This is a genomic window from Actinocatenispora sera (assembly GCF_018324685.1).
GTDB classification, from domain to species: Bacteria; Actinomycetota; Actinomycetes; order Mycobacteriales; family Micromonosporaceae; genus Actinocatenispora; species Actinocatenispora sera.
Genome location: NZ_AP023354.1, coordinates 5,039,430 through 5,055,282, shown reverse-complemented (window position 1 = coordinate 5,055,282; position 15,853 = coordinate 5,039,430). Strand labels below are relative to the sequence as shown.

At 71.3% G+C, this 15,853-nt stretch carries 15 protein-coding genes; 5 read left to right on the top strand and 10 right to left on the bottom strand.

Going from position 1 to position 15,853, the window contains the following annotated elements:
• Positions 1-238: 238 nt before the first annotated feature.
• Complete coding sequence (locus Asera_RS23960; protein ID WP_030447457.1) at positions 239-1,972, top strand: ABC transporter ATP-binding protein; 1,734 nt, start codon at positions 239-241, stop codon at positions 1,970-1,972.
• Complete coding sequence (locus Asera_RS23955) at positions 1,969-3,930, top strand: ABC transporter ATP-binding protein (RefSeq protein WP_030447456.1); 1,962 nt, start codon at positions 1,969-1,971, stop codon at positions 3,928-3,930. The genes Asera_RS23960 and Asera_RS23955 overlap by 4 nt, the downstream gene beginning before the upstream one ends.
• A gap of 129 nt (positions 3,931-4,059) precedes the next feature.
• On the opposite strand, the gene Asera_RS23950 is transcribed toward Asera_RS23955, so the two are convergent.
• From Asera_RS23950 to Asera_RS23920, 7 genes are all read right to left on the bottom strand, one after another.
• On the bottom strand, positions 4,060-4,710 hold the full coding sequence (locus Asera_RS23950; RefSeq protein WP_030447455.1) for a response regulator: 651 nt from the start codon (positions 4,708-4,710) through the stop codon (positions 4,060-4,062).
• 183 nt (positions 4,711-4,893) lie between these two features.
• A complete protein-coding gene (locus Asera_RS23945) occupies positions 4,894-6,153 on the bottom strand; it encodes a sensor histidine kinase (RefSeq protein ID WP_244844004.1) in 1,260 nt (419 codons plus the stop codon).
• 83 nt (positions 6,154-6,236) lie between these two features.
• Entirely contained in the window at positions 6,237-6,656 is a 420-nt protein-coding gene (locus tag Asera_RS23940) for a hypothetical protein (protein ID WP_030447453.1), read from the bottom strand.
• Between the two features lie 178 nt (positions 6,657-6,834).
• Positions 6,835-7,698 (bottom strand): carbohydrate ABC transporter permease, encoded by an 864-nt coding sequence (locus Asera_RS23935; RefSeq protein ID WP_030447452.1) that lies wholly within the window; start codon positions 7,696-7,698, stop codon positions 6,835-6,837.
• Positions 7,699-7,759: 61 nt separating this feature from the next.
• On the bottom strand, positions 7,760-8,728 hold the full coding sequence (locus Asera_RS23930; protein ID WP_212804718.1) for a carbohydrate ABC transporter permease: 969 nt from the start codon (positions 8,726-8,728) through the stop codon (positions 7,760-7,762).
• Positions 8,725-9,999 (bottom strand): ABC transporter substrate-binding protein, encoded by a 1,275-nt coding sequence (locus Asera_RS23925; RefSeq protein ID WP_030447450.1) that lies wholly within the window; start codon positions 9,997-9,999, stop codon positions 8,725-8,727. The genes Asera_RS23930 and Asera_RS23925 overlap by 4 nt, the downstream gene beginning before the upstream one ends.
• 121 nt (positions 10,000-10,120) lie before the next feature.
• Positions 10,121-10,717, bottom strand: coding sequence for a TetR/AcrR family transcriptional regulator (locus Asera_RS23920; RefSeq protein WP_030447449.1), 597 nt, complete (start codon positions 10,715-10,717; stop codon positions 10,121-10,123).
• 89 nt (positions 10,718-10,806) lie between these two features.
• Here Asera_RS23920 and Asera_RS23915 point away from each other — a divergent pair, with 89 nt between their 5' ends.
• Positions 10,807-11,541 (top strand): SDR family oxidoreductase, encoded by a 735-nt coding sequence (locus Asera_RS23915; protein WP_030447448.1) that lies wholly within the window; start codon positions 10,807-10,809, stop codon positions 11,539-11,541.
• 23 nt (positions 11,542-11,564) lie between these two features.
• Here Asera_RS23915 and Asera_RS23910 read toward each other — a convergent pair whose 3' ends face one another.
• Both Asera_RS23910 and Asera_RS23905 read right to left on the bottom strand, forming a co-directional pair.
• Complete coding sequence (locus tag Asera_RS23910) at positions 11,565-12,404, bottom strand: alpha/beta hydrolase (protein WP_035297364.1); 840 nt, start codon at positions 12,402-12,404, stop codon at positions 11,565-11,567.
• 117 nt (positions 12,405-12,521) lie between these two features.
• Complete coding sequence (locus Asera_RS23905) at positions 12,522-13,118, bottom strand: TetR/AcrR family transcriptional regulator (protein WP_030447446.1); 597 nt, start codon at positions 13,116-13,118, stop codon at positions 12,522-12,524.
• A 219-nt stretch (positions 13,119-13,337) separates the two neighbouring features.
• Between Asera_RS23905 and Asera_RS23900 the strand changes: the two genes are divergently transcribed.
• Complete coding sequence (locus Asera_RS23900) at positions 13,338-13,931, top strand: DUF4396 domain-containing protein (RefSeq protein WP_084131979.1); 594 nt, start codon at positions 13,338-13,340, stop codon at positions 13,929-13,931.
• A 69-nt stretch (positions 13,932-14,000) separates the two neighbouring features.
• On the top strand, positions 14,001-14,792 hold the full coding sequence (locus tag Asera_RS23895; protein ID WP_211255650.1) for a class I SAM-dependent methyltransferase: 792 nt from the start codon (positions 14,001-14,003) through the stop codon (positions 14,790-14,792).
• A gap of 82 nt (positions 14,793-14,874) precedes the next feature.
• On the opposite strand, the gene Asera_RS23890 is transcribed toward Asera_RS23895, so the two are convergent.
• Positions 14,875-15,774 carry a UTP--glucose-1-phosphate uridylyltransferase gene (locus tag Asera_RS23890; RefSeq protein ID WP_030447443.1) on the bottom strand — a complete coding sequence of 300 codons (900 nt, stop codon included), beginning with the start codon at positions 15,772-15,774 and terminating at the stop codon, positions 14,875-14,877.
• Positions 15,775-15,853: the final 79 nt, after the last annotated feature.

The following is a 15,853-nucleotide window of genomic DNA, read 5'->3' as shown; positions in this document are numbered from 1 at the left end:
CCCGTTTCCGGCGCCGCGGTGTCGGGGCGCCGCGAGGTGTCGGAGGCCGGAGCTAGGGTTGCCTGGCCGCGGGGAGAAAGTTGTCGCCGATGTCGGTCGTGTCGACGTAGGCTCGGCCGCCGCGGCGAGCCGTCGACGGGCGATCTCGCAATCTTCTTCGACTCGATGACTTGCCGGCCGGCCAGTTAACGATATATCGTCCGACTAACGTGATAGAGCTTCTACGGGGAAGGTCGGTGTGCTTCTCAGACTGCTGCGGGTCTACTTGCGCCCGCACACCAAGAACATCGTGCTGGTGGTGGTGTTCCAGTTCGTGCAGACGCTCGCGACGCTCTACCTGCCGACGCTGAACGCCGACATCATCAACAACGGCGTGATCAAGGGCGACACCGGCTACATCGTGCGCTACGGCGGGATCATGCTGGGCATCGCGCTGGTCCAGATCGTCTGCGCCGCGGTCGCCGTCTACTTCGGGGCGAAGACCGCGATGGGGGTCGGCCGGGACGTGCGCGCCGCGATCTTCGACCGGGTGCAGAGCTTCTCGGTGCGCGAGGTCGGCCAGTTCGGCGCGCCGTCGCTGATCACCCGCACCACCAACGACGTCCAGCAGGTGCAGCTGCTCGTGGTGATCACGCTGACCCTGATGGTGTCGGCGCCGATCATGTGTGTCGGCGGCATCCTGATGGCGCTCAACCAGGACGTGCCGCTGTCCGCGCTGCTGCTGGTGATCGTCCCGGTCCTGGTGGTCGTCGTGACGCTGGTGATCCGCCAGATGCGGCCGCTGTTTCGCACCGTGCAGAAGCGCATCGACACCGTCAACCGGGTGATGCGCGAGCAGATCACCGGCATCCGGGTGATCCGCGCGTTCGTCCGCGACGGGTACGAGCAGCGCCGGTTCGCCGAGGCCAACGGCCAGCTGATGGACGTCTCGCTCGCGGTCGGCCGGCTGATGGCGATCATGTTCCCGGCGGTCATGCTGATCATGAACCTGTCCAGCGTCGCGGTGCTGTGGTTCGGCGGGCACCGCATCGCCGACAACGGGATGGAGATCGGCGCGCTCACCGCGTTCCTGAGCTACCTGATGCAGATCCTGATGTCGGTGATGATGGCGACCTTCATGTTCATCATGGTGCCGCGGGCCGAGGTGTGTGCCGAGCGCATCGAGGAGGTGCTCGACACCGAGACCACGGTCACCATCGCGGCCGACCCGGTCACCGAGCTGACCGTGCACGGCGAGCTGGAGCTGCGCAACGTCGCGTTCGGCTACCCGGGTGCCGAGCAACCGGTACTGTCCGGCATCGACCTGACCGCCCGGCCCGGCGAGACCACCGCGATCATCGGCTCCACCGGCAGCGGCAAGACCACCCTGCTCAACCTGGTGCCGCGGCTGTTCGACGCCACCGGCGGGCAGGTGCTGATCGACGGTGTCGATGTGCGGCAGCTCGACCCGGTGCTGCTGTCTCGCACGGTCGGCATGGTGCCGCAGAAGCCGTACCTGTTCGCCGGCACCGTGGCGAGCAACCTGCGCTACGGCAACCCGGACGCCACCGACGACGAGCTGTGGCACGCGCTGGAGGTGGCACAGGCCCGCGACTTCGTCGAGGCGATGCAGGAGGGCCTGGCCGCACCGATCGGCCAGGGCGGGTCGAACGTCTCCGGCGGCCAGCGGCAGCGCCTCGCGATCGCCCGGATGCTCGTCCAGCGACCGGAGATCTACCTGTTCGACGACTCGTTCTCGGCGCTGGACTACGCGACCGACGCCGCGCTGCGCGCCGCGCTGGTCGGCGAGACCCGGGAGGCGACGGTGGTGATCGTGGCGCAGCGGGTCGCGACCATCCGGCACGCCGACCGCATCGTCGTGCTCGACGAGGGCCGCGTCGTCGGTACCGGTACGCACGAGGAACTGATGGCCGGCAACGAGACCTACCGCGAGATCGTGCTGTCTCAGCTCACCGAGCAGGAGGCGGCATGAGCGACCAACGAGCAGTTCCCCGTCGTCCGGCCGGCGGCGGGCACGGACCCATGGCCGGGATGATGCCGGCCGAGAAGTCGATGCACTTCGGCGCCTCCAGCAAGCGGCTGATCCGGATGATGCGGCCCGACCGCGCCCGCGCGTTCGGCATCCTGGCGCTCGGGCTGGTCAGCGTGGCGCTGCAGGTGATCGGGCCGAAGATCCTCGGCCATGCCACCGACGTGATCTTCAGCGGCGTGATCGGCGGCCGGTTCCCGGCTACCGTGACCAAGCAGCAGGTCGTCGACGGCCTGCGGGCCCGGGGCGACGGCAAGATCGCCGACATGCTCGGCGCGATGCACTTCGTGCCCGGGCAGGGCATCGACTTCGGTGCGGTCGGCCGGGTGCTGCTGTTCGCCGCGCTTGCCTTCGCGGTGGCCGCCGCGCTCGGTGTCTGCCAGGGCCGGCTGACCGCGACGGTGGTGCAGCGGCTGGCGTTCCGGTTGCGGCAGATGACCGAGGAGAAGCTGGCCCGGCTGCCGTTGAGCTACTTCGACTCGCAGCCGCGCGGCGAGGTGCTGTCGCGCACCACCAACGACATCGACAACATCTCGCAGACCCTGCAGCAGGCGCTCAGTCAGTTGGTCACCTCGCTGCTGACGATCGTCGGTGTGCTGATCATGATGCTGTACATCTCGCCGCTGCTGGCGCTGGTCGCAGTGGTGACGGTGCCGGTGTCGCTCGTGGTCGCGATGGTCATCGGCAAGCGGGCCCAACCGCAGTTCCTCAAGCAGTGGGCCAGCACCGGCCGGCTCAACGCGCACATCGAGGAGATGTACACCGGGCACGCGCTGGTGAAGGTGTTCGGGCGGCAGCGGCAGGCCTCCGACACGTTCGCCGAGCACAACGACGCGCTGTACTCCTCGGCGTTCAAGGCGCAGTTCATCTCCGGCATCATGCAGCCGGCGATGATGTTCATCGGCAACCTCAACTACGTGCTGGTCGCCGTCATCGGCGGTCTGCGGGTCGCGTCCGGCAACCTGTCGCTCGGCGACGTGCAGGCGTTCATCCAGTACTCCCGGCAGTTCACCCAGCCGATCACCCAGGTGGCGGCGATGGCGAACCTGCTGCAGTCCGGGGTGGCCTCCGCGGAGCGGGTCTTCGAGCTGCTGGACGCGGACGAGCAGGTCGCCGACCCGGCCCAGCCGCAGCGACCGGAGCAGCTGACCGGGCGGGTCGCGTTCGAGCACGTGTCCTTCTCGTACGACAAGGACAAGCCGCTGATCTCCGACCTGTCGCTCGCGGTGGAGCCGGGGCAGACGGTGGCCATCGTCGGACCGACCGGGGCCGGCAAGACCACCCTGGTCAACCTGCTGATGCGGTTCTACGAGGTGGACTCCGGCCGGATCGCGCTCGACGGCGTCGACACCCGCACGATGTCCCGGGACGAGCTGCGCCGCCGGATCGGCATGGTGTTGCAGGACACCTGGCTGTTCGGCGGCACGATCGCCGAGAACATCGGCTACGGCGTGGACGGGGTGACTCGGGAGCGGATCGTCGAGGCGGCCCGAGCCACGCACGTCGACCGGTTCGTACGCACCCTGCCGGACGGGTACGACACGGTGCTCGACGAGGAGAGCTCCAACGTCAGCGCGGGCGAGAAGCAACTGCTCACCATCGCCCGCGCGTTCATCACCGAGCCGACGATCCTGGTGCTGGACGAGGCGACCAGCTCGGTGGACACCCGTACCGAGGTGCTGATCCAGCACGGCATGACCGCGTTGCGGTCGGGCCGCACCAGCTTCGTCATCGCGCACCGGCTGTCGACCATCCGCGACGCCGACGTGATCCTGGTGATGGAGCACGGCGACATCGTCGAGCAGGGCACGCACGACCAGCTGCTCACGGCCGACGGCGCCTACGCCCGGCTGTACGCGGCGCAGTTCGCCGAGGCGGTCGCCGACCCCGACCCGGTCTGACCCCGGATGGGTTGATCGAGGAATCTCGACCTCGCTCAAGAGATCCTGACGTTGATCAAGGGATCGGGGCACATCGCGCCTGGACGCGATGACCCGATCCCTTGATCAACCTTCGCCGGGGGCTGGCGGTCAGGGTGGGTCGTCGGGGGTGATGGTGAGGAGGCCGCGGCGGAATGCCTCGGCGACCGCGGCGGCCCGGTCGTTGACGCCGAGCTTGGTGTAGATGTTCAGCAGGTGGCTCTTGACCGTCGCCTCGCTGATGAACAGCCGGGCGGCGAGCTCCCGGTTGGTGGTGCCGGCCGCGACCAGCTCCAGCACCTCGATCTCGCGCCGGCTCAACGGTTCCGCCGCCGGGGTGCGGACCCGGTGCATCAGCCGCGAGGCGACCGACGGCGCCAGCACCGAGCGGCCCGCCGCGGCGGCCCGCACGGCGCGCAGCAGCTCCTCGCGCGGCGCGTCCTTGAGCAGGTACCCGGTGGCGCCGGCCTCGATCGCCGGCAGCACGTACCCGTCCGTGTCGTACGTGGTGAGCACCAGCACCCGCGACTCGATGTGCCGCCGGGCCAGCTCGGTGATCGCGGTGACCCCGTCCATGCCGGGCATCCGCAGGTCGAGCAGGATCACGTCGGGGCGCAGCGCCTCGGCCCGGCGTACCGCCTCGGCGCCGTCCGCGGCCTCGCCGACCACCTCGAACCCGGGATCGGCGGCGAACATGCCGCTCAGCCCGTCCCGTACGACGGGGTGATCGTCGGCGATCAGCAGCCGTACCGGAGCAGCCATCCTGCCTCCCCCGCGGCGGAAAGTGCGTCGTCGGTCATCCTGCCTCCTGCGCGGCGAGCGCGTCGTCGCTCATGCCGGCTCCTGCGCTGCGGCGAGCGCGTCGTCGGTCATCCCGTCTCCTGCGCTGCGGCGAGCGCGTCGTCGGTCATCGTGCCTCCTCCGCGGCGGAAAGTGCGTCGTCGGTCATGCGTCCGGCTCCGTGGGGATCCGCGCGCTGATGGTGGTACCGAGGCCGGGCTCGGACTCGATGGTGAGGCTGCCGGCCCTCGCCTCGACCCGCTGCCGCATCGCCACCAATCCGAACCCGCCGTCGGTACGTCGTACCGACGGCGCGGTGGGATCGAAGCCGCGGCCGTCGTCCCGCACGTCCAGCGCGACCTCGTGCGCCAGGTACGACAGGGTCACCCCGACGCGGCTGGCGCCGGCGTGCTTCGCGATGTTGGCGAGCGCCTCCTGCGCCACCCGCAGCAGCGTCACCTCGGCGTCGGTGGCCATCGGCCGGACCGTACCGGTGGTGGTGACCCGGGCGTCGATCCCGCTGCGGGCCGACCAGCGGCTGGCGACCTCGGCCAGCGCCTCGGACAGCCGGCCGGTCCTCAGCGGTTCGGGACGCAGCTCGTGTACCGACCGGCGGGCCTCGGTCAGGCTCTCCCGGGCCAGCGCGGTCGCCGCGGCGAAGTGCCGGCGCCAGCGGGCCGGCTCGTCCGCGGCCTGCTCGGCGGCCTGCAGCTGGGTGACGATGCCGGTCAGTCCCTGTGCCATGGTGTCGTGGATCTCGCGGGCCAGCCGCTGGCGTTCGGCGGCGACGCCGGCTTGGTGGGCCTGGTCGAGCAGCGCCCGGTGCAGCGCCGCGTTGTCGGCGAGGCTCGCCGCGAGCCGTTCGTTGGCCGCGCTCACCTCGGCGAGCGCCTGCCGGCGCTGCCGGTCCTGGCGGTCGAGGTTCTGCCGCAGCCAGGCGTATCCGCACATCGGCAGCGCGTTGGCCACCACGATGGCGAGGTAGGTGGCGATACCGGCGGCGTCGTGCAGCGGCACCGCGTACGCCTGCGCGGTGCCGGCGACCACCGCCACCGCGGCGACGGCGGCGAGCTGCCCGGGCCAGGGCACGAGCCGGTAGGCGTACAGGTAGGCGGCGGGGGTGAAGAAGCCGAACCAGGGCGCCCGCAGCACCAGCAGCAGGGTCACCAGCACCACGCCGGCAAGGAAGACGGCCATCACCGCGGGCCGGTTCCGCCAGGCCGGCCGCAGGGTGAACAGGCAGAGCATCCAGCCGGCCAGGACCGCGGCGAGCACCAGCTCGGCGGCCGGCGAGCGGCCGCCGGCGTGCCGGATCGGCACGCTGATCGCGGCGAGGAACGCCAGCAGCAGGTACGGCAGCACGGTCAGCACCGGTGTCCCGCCCGCCCGGCGGACCAGCCAGGACCGTACCCGTCCGGCGACCACGCTGCCCCCCTCGACGCCCCCCGGGGCCAATCTAGCCGGGCGGGCGGGCTCCAGGGTCGTGGTCGAGCGGGGCGCGGCCACGGTCAGCTCGCCGCGAACCCGGTACGCACGGCGCGCCGGTTGACGAGCACTACGACGGCCAGGAGCAGCAGGCCGCAGAGGCCCTGTTCGATGCGCAACCACGCGGGCAGGAAGCCGGGCAGCGACACGATCACCGCGATCGCGACGAGCATCACCGCGGAGGCGATCCGCAGCCGCAGCCAGGCCCGGCGCGACCCGCGGACCGCGCCGCGGGCGAACAGGAACATCAGTACGGCGGTGACCAGCACGATGCTGGCCCGTACCCACGAGGCGGAGTTGACCAGGCTGGGATGGTCGTGCAGCGCCACGAGCGCGGCGACCGCGAGCGCGCTCACGGCCAGGTACGCGCCGACCAGCGTGCGGGCGGCCCGGAGCCCGGCGGTGGCGGTGCGGCGTTCGGTGAGCGCCTGCTGGGTGTCCATGGTGGTGGGTCTCCCGTCGTCACCTCGATGTCGGACACCACAACGCTCCCAGCGGGAACGCTCGGCCACATCCGCCGAAGCCACCCGGAAACCCGGTGCTGCGGCGGGCCCGCGGGCCCCGCCGATCGGCGGGTGCACTCCACCGATCGGCTGATCGAGATGCGAACAACGGCCCGGTTCAGCCCTTGATGCCGGACTCGGCGACCCCCTGGACCAGGTAGCGCTGCAGGAACACGAACACCAGCAGCAGCGGCAGGATGGACACCGCGGCCGCGACGAACAGCTCGTGCAGGTTGATCGTCTGCGCGGTCATGAACGACGACAGCGCCACCTGCACCGTCCACGACGACGAGTCCTGGCCGATCACCAGCGGCCACAGGAACGCGTTCCACGAGCCGAGGAACGTGATGACGCCGATCGCGGCGATGAAGCCGGTCGAGTTGGGCACCACGATCCGCCAGTACGCGCCCCAGTGGCCCAGGCCGTCCACCCGCGCCGCCTCCTCCAGCTCCTTCGGGAAGCTCAGGAAGTACTGCCGGAACAGGAACGCGGTGAACCCGCTGAACAGGCCCGGCACGATCAGCCCGCGCAGCGTCGACACCCAGCCCAGCGAGGAGACCACCACGAACGTCGGAACGAACGTGACCGCGGCCGGGATCATCAACGTCGCCACGATCGCCGCGAGCACCAGATTCGCGTGCCGGAACGGGATCCGGGCCAGTCCGTACCCGGCCATCGACGACAGCGCCACCTGCCCGATCGTCTGCACCACGCTGACCAGTACCGAGTTGAGCAGCGAGTGCGCCATCGGTACCGAGGGATCGTCGAACAGCTCGCCGATGTTGCCCCAGTGCAGGGTGGTGGGGAAGAACGTCCAGTCCGGCGCCGTGATCTCGGCGTCGGAGGCGAGCCCGTTGCGTACCAGCAGGTAGAACGGGAGCAGGAACAGCAGCGCCGCGAGCACCAGCGCCGAGTACCGGGCGATCGCGCCGATGCGGCCGCGGGCGCTGCGCGCGTACCCGACCGCGTGTGGACCGTCCATCGTCCCCTCCCTGTCCTGGCGGCCTCGCCTTGGCCTGCTGGCCACCCCGAACGCCGGACCGTCAGTCCCGCCGGCCGAAGCCGAACAGCTTGCCCTGCAACACCGTCACGATCCCGATCAGCAGCGCGAGGATCACCGCGCCCGCGCTGCCGTGGCCGAAGTCCTGGCCCTGGCCGAGCGCGGTGAAGTACAGGTAGACCAGCGGCGGCCGGGCGAACGGCGGGTACCCGCGGGCCGAGCTCATCAGGTTGTAGAACTCGTCGAACGCCTGGTACGCGGCGATCAGGTTGAGCAGCACCACCGCCACCGTGGTGGCCCGCAGCTGCGGCAGCGTGATGTACCGGAACACCTGCCAGCCCGGCTTCGCGCCGTCCACGTACGCCGCCTCGTACAGCTCGCCCGGGATGCGTTGCAGGCCGGCGAGGAACAGCACCATGTAGAACCCGACCTGCAGCCACAGCCGCAGCGTCACCAGCGCCACCCAGTACCAGGGCGGGCTGGCCGACGACAGCCACGGCACCTGGTCGACGTCGAACAGCCCGAGCACCGTGTTGGCCAGGCCGAACCGGACGCCGTTGAAGATCGACAGCTTCCAGATCAGCGCGGCCACCACGTACGAGCAGGCCGCCGGCAGGAAGAACACCGACCGGAAGAACGCCCGGGCGAACCGGAGCCGGTGCACCAGCAGCGCCAGCCCGAGCGAGATCGCCACCGTGGTGGGCACGATGAACACCGCGAACACGCTGAACGTGCCGAGGCTCGCGAGGAAGTCGGAGTTGGTCAGCATGTCGACGTAGTTGGCCAGCCCGACGAACCGCGTCGGGGTGACCGTGTTGTGCGCGTCGAAGAAGCTGAGCACCGCGCTCCACACGATCGGTAGGAACGTGAAGAGGATCAGCCCGGCCAGAAACGGGCCGACGAACACCCAGAACGCCGGCCAGGTGCGCTGCCGGCCGTGCCGCCTGGCCCGCCGCCGGTCCCGCGCCGAGGCGTGCGCCACGTCTCCGCCGGTCACGTCGCGGCCGCTCACTTGTACAGCGTGCGCAGCTGCTTGTCGATCTTGCCGATCGCGGTCTTCAGCTCGCTCTCCGGGTTGGATCCCTTGCGGATGATGTTGTTCAGCGCGTCGGTGTAGGCGGTGTTCATCGGCGAGGTCCAGCCCGGTGTCGCCTGCACCTTCCCGTACCGCTGGACCAGGTCGACGGCGTCCTTGCCGGCGCCGGACGACAGCTTGTCGGCCTTCGCCGCGATCGACGTGCGCGCCGGGATGTGGAACCCGTACGACAGGTCGAAGTCGCGCTGGTAGCCGGTCTTGTCGATCCACAGCCACTTCGCGAACGCCTTCGCCGCGTCGACGTGCCTGCTCTTCGCGTTGACCGTCGAGGCGTACGCGCCGATCGGCACGGACGGCTTCCCGCTGTCGTCGCCCTTCGGCCAGGCGACCACGCCGAAGTCGTTGCCGAGCGCCTTCTGCACCACCGGTACCGCCCACAGCCCGGACCACTGCATCGCGGTCAGCCCCTGGGTGAACGCCGACGGGTCGGACCAGTCGGCCGGCGCGCCGAGCAGCAGGCTGCCTGAGCTGTACATGGTGCGCAGCGCCGCGAACACCGGCGCGGCGGCCTCCGCCTCGAACCCGACCTTGCGCTGGTCCTCGGACAGGTAGCCCTGCCCGATCGACCACAGCGGTACCGCACCGAGCACCCCGGCACCGCCGTCGTTGCCCAAAAACAGCCCCTTGACCTTCTTGTTGGTCAGCTTCTTCGCCGCGCTGGCGAGCTCCGCCAGCGTGGTCGGCGCCGACACGCCCGCCTTGGCCAGCCAGCTCTTGCGGTAGAACAGCATCTGCATGTCGATCGCCTGCGGGATGCCGTAGATCTTGCCGTCGACGGTCTGTGCGTCCAGCACCGCCGGGGTGAAGTCGTCCTTCGCCGCACCGAACACGTCGGTCAGGTCGGCCAGCTGGTGCGCCCGGACCTGGTCGACCTTCGCCACCGACTGCTCGAACACGTCCGGCCCGCCGCTGCCGACCAGCGCGGTGGCGAGCTTGGTGTCGTAGTCGCCGGCGGTCCACTGCACCTGCACGTTCGCCTTCGAGTACGCCTTGGCGTACCGCTTGACCGCCTGCTCGACGCCGGCCTCGCCGTACTGGTGGTACCACTGGGCGATCGTCGGTCCCGAGCCACCGCCGGACGAGCCGCGGCCGGTGTTGGAGCCACAGGCGGCGAGTGCGCCGGTGGCCACCAGCCCCGCCGCGCCGGCGAGCACACCGCGCCTGGACAATCCGTTCGGCTTCCGCATCGGCCAACCCCTCCGCTGTATCCACCGCTCCACGGCGGAACGGTGGCGACCCCCGGACTGTATTCGACCGGCCGGCCGGTGCGCGCCGGCCGTTACCGATCCTCGATGCGTGGGACGGTTGTCACGGCCGGATGCCGGTGATCAGGTTGCGCACCAGCGCATCGGCGAAGCCGGCGTCGATCGGCAGGTCCGGCAGCAGCAGCCGGTGGTAGCAGGCGCCCCACAGCTGGTCGACCACCACCTCGGGGTCGAGCTCGGCGCGCACCTGTCCGGCGCGCTGGGCGCGGGTCAGCCGGTCGACCGCGAGCGCCCGCCGGGGCCTGGTGTAGCGCTGCGCGATCGCCGCGGCGAGATCGGGGTCGGTCTGGGCGGCGCCGACCAGCTCGGCGATGACCCGGCCGGCGGGCCGTTCGGTGAGCAGCCGGACGAAGGCGTGCAGCTGGCTGGTGAGGTCGCGTTCGATGTCGCCGGTGTCGGGGAACGCCAGCGTCTGCTCGACCGCGGTGAAGTACCCGTCCAGGGCGAGCGCGCCGGGGGAGGGCCACCACTTGTACAGGGTCATCTTGCTGGCACCGGCGCGCGCGGCGACCTTCTCGAACGTCACCGCGGCGAGCCCGTGCTCGAACAGCAGCTCGGTGGCGGCGGCGAGGATCGCCTGCCGTACCGCTGCGGCCGGTCGCCGCCCTCGCCCCGGTCGCAGCGCTGCCTGCTCGCTCATGTCGCCTCCCGCACGTGTGCTTGCAGTATATGGACAACGCGTCTACATTCAAATTAGTGGACGTACAGTCCACAACAGCGGAGGCGATCATGCAGACAACGCAACGGGTGGCGATCGTGACCGGCGGGTCCGGCGGCATCGGCCAGGCGACCGCGACTCGGCTGGCGGCCGACGGGCTGGCGGTCGTGGTGCACTACGCCCACAACCAGGCCCCGGCCGACCAGGCGGTCCGGGCGATCACCGAGGCCGGCGGTACCGCGGTGGCCGACGGCGGCGACGTCGCCGACGAGGCGCAGATGACCGCGCTGTTCGACCGCGCGCAGCAGCGGTTCGGCGGCGTGGACGTGCTGGTGCACACCGCCGGCATCATGCCGCTCGCCCCGGTCGAGAAGCTCGACCTGGCGGTGTTCGACCGGGTGCAGCGCACCAACGTGCGCGGCACCATGGTGGTCGACCAGCTCGCCGCCCGCCGGCTGCGCCCGGGCGGCGCGATCGTCAACTTCTCGACCTCGATCACCAAGCTGGCGACCCCCGGCTATGCCGCGTACGCGGCGTCGAAGGGCGCGGTCGAGGCGCTGACCCTGATCCTCGCCCGCGAGCTGGCCGGCCGGGACGTGACGGTCAACGCCGTCGCGCCCGGACCGACCGCCACGCCGCTGTTCTTCGAGGGCAAGCCGCAGCAGCTGATCGACCAGATCGCCGGGGCCAACCCGTTCGGCCGCCTCGGTACCCCGGACGACATCGCCGAGCTGGTCGCGTTCCTGGCCGGCCCGGGACGTTGGATCAACGGACAGGTGCTCTACGCCAACGGCGGCATGGCCTGAGGCGTTCGCGTGGCGCACCGGCGTCACCGGGACGTGAGGAACCCGGTGACCCGGTCGATCACCGCGGCGTCCCGCAGGATCCGCAGGTGGCCGAGGCCGGTCGTGGTCGTCAGCTCGCCGCCCGGCCACCGCTCGGCGAGCTGTCGGCCCTGCTCGTACGACGTCTCGCGGTCGTCCCGGTCGTGCACCACGAGCAGTGGCGGACGCTGCGGTGCGGCCCACTCGGTGACCGCGAAGTCGGCCAGCGGCCGCCCGCCGAGAGCCTCCAGCCGCCGCCGCAGCGCCGCCTCGACCCGCTCGCCGGCGCCGAGCGCGGCGGTGAACTCGCCGATCCGGGCGAGCGGATCGGCCGCCGGCGCGACGAACGCCAGCGGCGCCGCCGGCAGGCCGTCGGACAGTGCCACCAGGCTCGTCGCGCAGCCGAGCGAGTGCGCGAGGATGCCGGCGGGTGCGCCGTAGTGCGCCACCACGTCGGTGAGCGCGTCGACCATCTCGGGGGCGGTACTGCGGTGCGGCCCCAGTACACCGGGCCCGGAGTCACCGTGGCTCGGGCTGTCGAACGCGACGACCCGGTGGCCGGTGGCGACCAGCGGTTCGACGTGGCGCCCGAGCTGGCCGCGCCAGCCGCCCCAACCGTGCACCAGGTACACCGGTGCGGCGCGCTCCGGACCCCAGCTCTGCACGGCGAGCCGGCGGCCGTGTCCGGTCGACAGCGTGTCGTGCCGGCTCGGCAGCGCCGGCCGGTCGTCCCGGCGCCGGCCCCGGCCGTGCGGCGGGGTGCACCACAGCAGTGCCGCCCGCCGGCCGCCGAGTGCCGGTGCGAACCGCTCCGCCGCGCCGAACGCCAGTCGGATACCTCGCATGCGCAGGTCGGTGTGAGTACGAACGATCGTGCTTTTTTGTGGCGACATCGTGGTGGTCATGGCCGCTCTCCTCGGTCGGTGTGGTGGTGTGGTGCCGCAGTCGGCTCGCGTCCGTGGTCAGGTGGCCTCGGTGCGCACGGCGGCGACCAGGGTCTCGAACGACGCCCGGGCGCGCGTCTCGGCCGCCGGGTCGGCCAGCAGCCGGTGGGTCAGGTAGAAGACCAGCATCACGCCGTACAGGTCGTGCGCGAACTGCTCGGCGTCGACGTCGGGGCGCACCTGGTGCACCGAGATGCCGCTGCGGCAGATCTGGCCGATCGTGTCGAACAGGTCCTGGTGGTCCTGCGCGAGCTGGTCGCGCAGCGCCCCCGGCTGGCCGTCGAACTCGGTGGCCGCCTTGACGAACAGGCAGCCGCCGGGCACGCCGCCGCGGCCGCAGTCGAGCCACCGCTCGAACAGCTCGCGGATGCGGGGCAGGCCGCGGGGCGCGGTCAGCGCCGGGCGAACGACCAGGTCGACGAACGTCTCGCGGGCCCGCGCCAGCGCGGCGAGCTGCAGCGCCTCCTTGGATCGGAAGTGTGCGAACAGCCCGCTCTTGGACATCTGTTGGGCCCGGGCGAGCTCGCCGATGGTCAGCCCGCCGAGTCCCACCCGGAAGGCGAGCTCGACGGCAGTGTCGACGATCGCCTCCCGGGTCTGCGCACCTTTCGCCATCAGCACAGAATCGCACGGTCGTACGGTTGCTGTCCACCGCTCGCGCCGACCGATGCGTGTCTCGGCACCGACGTTCGCTCCTTCGTGGCCACGGGCCACCGGCGGCGGCGGGCCGGACGTGAGCACGGTCTCCCGGAAACCCTGTCGCTGCTATACCCCTGGGGGGTATAGTCACGGAGTGCCGCGGACCAGCGCGGCGACGTGGTGAGGGAGCTCGAGATGAGTGACGAACATGGCGGCGCGTCCCGGGCGGCGGCTCGCCCCGGTGCCACTGGCCACGCCATGCACGAACCCGCGGCCGGTCACGCGGGGCACGGGGCTGCGGGGCACGGGACTGCTGGGCACGGGGCGACCGGATGGCGGTCGGTCAGTTGGCGGTCGGCCGCGCAGGCGACCCTGCACTGCCTGACCGGCTGCGCCATCGGTGAGGTGCTCGGCATGGTGCTGGGGACCGCGTTCGGGCTGTCCAACGGCGTGACGGTGGTGCTGTCGATCGCGCTGGCATTCGTGTTCGGGTACGCCTTGACGATGCGCGGGATGGTGCGCGCCGGTCTGGGCGTCGGTGCCGCGCTGCGGGTCGCGCTCGCCGCGGACACGGTGTCGATCGTGGTCATGGAGATCATCGACAACCTCACCGTGCTGGCCATCCCGGGCGCGATGGACGCCGGGCTCGCCTCGGTGCTGTTCTGGTCGTCGCTGCTGATCGCGCTGGCGCTGGCGTTCGTGGTGGCCACACCGGTCAACCGGTGGCTGATCTCGCGCGGTCGCGGCCACGCCGTCGCCCACCGGTACCACCACGGGCATGGCGCCTGAGTCTCAAGATACAAGAGCACTGTTCCGTATTGCGGGACGCGAGACTACGGTCGGGGCATGACGAGCAACGTGTACACGCATGGCCATCACGAGTCGGTGCTGCGCTCGCACCGGTGGCGGACGGCGGCGAACTCGGCCGGCTACCTGCTGCCAGACCTCGCTGCGGGGATGTCGGTGCTCGACGTCGGTTGCGGCCCCGGCACCATCACCGCCGACCTGGCCGAGCTGGTCGCGCCCGGCCGGGTCACCGCGCTGGAGCGGACCGGCCCGGCGCTCGACCTGGCCCGGGCCGAGATCCGCCGGCGCGGGCTGGACAACGTCGACTTCGTCGTCGACGACGTCCAACACCTGCGCTTCGGCGACGACAGCTTCGACGTGGTGCACGCCCACCAGGTGCTGCAACACGTCGCCGACCCGGTCCTGGCGCTGCGCGAGATGCGCCGGGTCTGCCGGCGGGGCGGCATCGTCGCCGCGCGAGACGCCGACTACGCCGCCTTCGCCTGGTACCCGCAGCTGCCCGAGCTGGACGAGTGGCTCGCGCTGTACCGGGCCGCCGCCCGCGCCAACGGCGGCGAACCGGACGCCGGGCGGCGCCTGCTCGCCTGGGCCCGAGCCGCCGGGTTCACCGACATCACCCCGAGCGCCAGCGTCTGGTGCCACGCCGAGCCGGCCGACCGCCGGTACTGGGGCGGCATGTGGGCCGAGCGGATCGTCGCCTCCGACCTGGCCCACCAGCTGGTCGACTCGGGCGCCGCCACGCGAGCCGACCTGGACCGGATCGCCGCCGCCTGGCGTGCCTGGACCGACGACGAGGACGGCTGGCTGAGCCTGCTGCACGGCGAGATCCGCTGCCGCGCCTGAGCTCTCGCACCGCTCGGGCGTCGTCGGGTGAGCCCGGCGACGTGGCTGGCGCGCCGATGCGGGATCCGAACGGGGCGGCCGGTCAGGGCTGGTCGGGCGCCTCGGCGGCGAGGCGCCGCAGGTGCGGGCCGTACTCGGGATCGGCCAGCGCGGCGGCGAACTGCGCGGTCAGGTAGGCCAGCGGGTTGCCCGTGTCGTACCACTGGCCCTGGATGACCTTGCCGTAGACCGCGTGGTGCGCGGCGTAGGCGTTGATCGCGTCGGTCAGGTAGATCTCGCCGCTCCGGTGCTCGTACCAGCGCCGGGTCTGCTCGGCCAGCTCGTCCACGATTCCCGGCGTGATCACGTAGCCGCCGATCGCGGCGTAGTTGGACGGGGCGTCGGCCGGGTTCGGCTTCTCCACCAGGCCACCGATGCGCAGCAGGCCGGAGCCGAGATCCTCGTTGACGGTGGGCACCCCGTACCGGACCGAGTCGGCGGGTTCCATCGGCATCAGGGCGAGCACCGGGCAGCCGGTCTTCTCGTACGCCGCGATCAGCTGCTGCGCCCGCGGCACGGCGGCGACGAACACGTCGTCGGGCCACAGCACCAGCACCGGCTCGTCACCGAAGTTGCGGGCCGCGTTCAGCACCGGCGTGCCGTTGCCGTACGGCCCGTGCTGGTCCAGGTAGGTGATGTGGCCCTGCCAGGACAGCTCGCCGACCTCCTCCACCGCGTCGGCGTAGGCGGTCTTGCCGTCCTCGCGCAGCCGCGCCACCAGCGCCGGGTTGGGCCGGAAGTGGTCCAGGATCAGCGACTTGCCCTCGGACACCACGATCGTGATGTCGGTGATGCCGGATGCGATCAGCTCCCGGACGGTGTGCTCGATCACCGGCTTGTCGCCGACCGGCAGCATCTCCTTCGGCGTCGCCTTGGTCAGCGGCAGCAGCCGCGACCCCAGACCCGCGGCCGGAATGACTGCCCGACGAATCGTGGTTGCCATGGTTCTCCTCGTCGACGGTGATGACTACGCGCGAGTGCTCGCAGACGCTACCAACCGCCGGTTTCGACCGCGGCGGCCA